The following is a 3,045-nucleotide window of genomic DNA, read 5'->3' as shown; positions in this document are numbered from 1 at the left end:
CCTAACATCTGAAATTTTCGTTCTTTTGTTAGTGCCTGATTTTGTCCTTCAACCACGAAGGCTTTGTTCAGGAACGAGTCGCACTAATATCCATGTCATAACCGCTGCGGATTGCTTTCTTTTGTTCTTCAATCTTCATGCGGTCAAGGTCGGTGATCTTGCGCTTAATCGTCTTGATTGCTTCGTTGTGGTCGATACTCTGAATGTGCAGATTGACGATAATCCCGTTTTCCGCGTCCATGAAGTCAGCAAGCATACGGTCGGAAAGTTCCGGCGCGACGATCTGCAAAAAGGAAACCGCACCAAACTTGCCGCCCATTTGAAACATTCGCCCGTCGCCAAATCGGAAAGAGGACGGGGCGATAAAGTCTTTGACAGAAAGACCGCTTGCGGGTAGCCGTTCCCACGCAAAGTTAAAGCGTTCCCCGTCCGGGTGGAAAATCCCATGCAGCACTTCAAGACGCTGTTTCCCGTCCAATACCCGCGCCGCCGCGCCGATCACCTTAAAATGGTTGAGGGTGTCCGTTTCAATGCGGGCAAGACGCGCCCGCGCCGATCTAATGTCCTTTGCTTCAACGGTAAAGGTGAGAAACTTGGTCTTGATAAGCCCGTTGTTTCCGCGTTCAAGCTGCGTCCTAAGCATTTCGGTGTATTCTGCTCTGATACTGTCGAAGTCATCATTCTGCGGCGCAATCGTGATACTGTTCTTGAAATCGTCCTTGTTCGCATGGCGGCTGATTAGGGAAAGCTGCACGCTGATAGAAGCGTCGAACGAGTTATACATATCGCAAAGGGCTTCAAAAATGGCGGTTTTGTCGTCCGGCTGCGCAAGCTGATAGTTGATGTCCTCAAACTCAATGCACTTGGAATACCGCCCGTTTGCAAGGCGGCAAATCCCGTCCTTATACATTCGCTCAAACGGTATGCTGTCCTGCGCCGTATGGGGCTTCCCGTCGCCCTTTGCCTGTCGGATAAGGGTATCTATCTGTTTTCTTTCCTGTCGGGAAAGTTTACGCTTTTCGTTTTGGGTGTTTTTCTTTTCCTTTGACAATCGCCCGTACCTCCTTATCTAATTGCTCTTGCCGCGCAAGGGCGGCATAAAAATTGTTGGTCTGATAAGGTCGCTCTTTGGGGCGAAGAAACTTCACTTCCACAAATTGCCGAATAATCACTTCCAGCGGTTGCCCGTTTTTCTCGTACATGGCAAGCAAAAACATAGGCAGCATGGCAAGCACCATGCACAATGCCGCTGTGGTTGTTCCAACGCTGTCTTTTACCAAAAAGAACAGCGGCAGTCCGATTGCTACCGCCGCGCTGAAACAAATTAGCTGTCGTTTCGTAAGGTTGAACATTACCTTGCTTTTGATTTTTGTTAAGTCCTTTGGGACGGTTACATACGCCATTTCAAACCTCCTTTCTGCCCGGAATGTAATCTTCAAAACGGGGGACAGCATAGAAAAGCCGTTTGTTATTTACCCACCGTTGCAAATGGCGGGTAACAGGCGGGGCGGTTGGACGCTCGTAAATCATCACATACGGGTCAAAGCCCATAGCCCGCAAGGTGTTCACGCGGTATAAATCCTGTTCGTGAGTGCTGCCGTAGTTGGTAAGAACATACACGCGCCGCTGGCGGCTGCTCTTAATGGCGGTCAAATCCAAAAAACGTTGGAAATACCCGGTTAAGTCCTCGTCGGGATTATCCCATGCAAAATGTACCGCTTTTATCCGTACCCGATTTAACAGGCTGACATTATCCCTGTTCACAAGGCGAATATCCAGCCCTTGCGAAAAATCCACCCATGCGCGGCTTCGTATAAGCTGCTCAATGAGATTTTCATGGTCGGGACAGGCAAGCAGATTAGCGTCCATGATTTTTATTTCCGGCTGCCATTTCCAAAACTCGGACAAATCCGCAACCTTAACACTTTTGCGTCCCTCTTTACTGCTGACAATGCAAAACCCGCAATTTCTCGGACAACCCCGGCTTAAAAAGCCGTAGGCAATCCCGAAAAACTGCGGGTAGATAGAATAATCCGGGTAACTGTGTTCCACTTCCGGCGGCAAGCGGTTTTTCGTGTCGTAGCCCGTACCGCCGAAAATAACTTGTTCCGCGTTGGTAACGGTTATCGTGTCTTTGGAATAGGTGTCCGTAAAGACGCGGCTTTTATATACAAGGTCGTACCGCCCCTTTGCGTTCCACCATTCCACCGTATGCCCCTTTGCTTTATGATACGCGGATAGCTTCATCAAGCAGAGGTTGGGGAAATTATGGCTGTCAACGTCGATTAAACCGATTTTCAAATCATAACTCACCCCCTTAATGTGCCGAAAAGACGCTCTTTGCAAGGCTTCCCGTTTTGAAAAGCGTAAAGCACAAGAGGACGGTATAGCCCATGCAAGCCCAGATCGCGCCGGAAATGTCGTCGGTCGCTGCGATTGTTTGTATCAACACCGCATAAATGCCGACACACACCAAGATCAGAAACGCCTGAAAACCAAGCGCAAGCAAAGATTTTAAGTAATTCTGTCCCATGCTGCCCCATTCGTGATTTACCATTGTTGCCATCGGGATAGGGGCAACGCTCGTTACAAGATATATTTCAATCATGCGCCCATACACCACAAGCATAATGCAGATTGACAGGGCTTTCATGGTAAGCCCTACAAAGAGGGATTGAAACCATAACCCCAAAAGACCGCCCACGCTCATAGCGTCGAGTTTTGCTTCAATGTCGGTAATGACGGTGGTAACGTCTATGCTTGTATCGGATATGATAACCCCCGCGCTCTGATTGACGACGCTCTGCGTAACGTCGAAAACTCCCATGACGATGTTCCAAGTGTTTGTTACCAGCAGCACCGCAACAAAGGTCTTAAAAATCCATTTGAAGAAAATCCAAGTGTCGAGATCGTGCAGATTGTTTTTTTCAATTACAAGCTGGATTAGTTCATAACACATGACAAAGGTAATGATAACGCCCGCAATCGGTACAATGACGTTTTCCGAAAGGCTGCGTATCATGTTGAATATGCCCGCGTTCCACC

At 48.5% G+C, this 3,045-nt stretch carries 3 protein-coding genes and 1 pseudogene; all 4 read right to left on the bottom strand.

Features of this window, described 5'->3' with window-relative positions; all coding sequences use genetic code 11:
• Window positions 1-85 precede the first annotated feature (85 nt).
• A pseudogene (locus tag OCV64_RS15970) lies at window positions 86-1,051 on the bottom strand (VirB4-like conjugal transfer ATPase, CD1110 family); the annotation flags it as partial.
• Window positions 1,011-1,403, bottom strand: coding sequence for a PrgI family protein (locus OCV64_RS15965; protein WP_007860207.1), 393 nt, complete (start codon window positions 1,401-1,403; stop codon window positions 1,011-1,013). The pseudogene OCV64_RS15970 and the gene OCV64_RS15965, both read right to left, overlap by 41 nt.
• A gap of 1 nt (window position 1,404) precedes the next feature.
• Complete coding sequence (locus OCV64_RS15960) at window positions 1,405-2,301, bottom strand: hypothetical protein (RefSeq protein WP_007860209.1); 897 nt, start codon at window positions 2,299-2,301, stop codon at window positions 1,405-1,407.
• A 16-nt stretch (window positions 2,302-2,317) separates the two neighbouring features.
• A partial coding sequence (locus OCV64_RS15955; protein WP_262670540.1) for a VirB6/TrbL-like conjugal transfer protein, CD1112 family occupies window positions 2,318-3,045 on the bottom strand: 728 nt, incomplete at its 5' end.

The sequence above is a fragment of the Muriventricola aceti genome, from assembly GCF_025567565.1.
Classification (GTDB): domain Bacteria; phylum Bacillota; class Clostridia; order Oscillospirales; family Oscillospiraceae; genus Lawsonibacter; species Lawsonibacter aceti.
The sequence above is the reverse complement of the archived record's forward strand: the minus strand, read 5'-3'. Positions and strand labels throughout refer to the sequence as shown.

Coding starts and splice junctions, on each gene's coding strand:
- OCV64_RS15965 (WP_007860207.1), bottom strand. CDS start 1,403: ATGGCGTATGTAACCGTCCCAAAGGACTTAACAAAAATCAAAAGCAAG.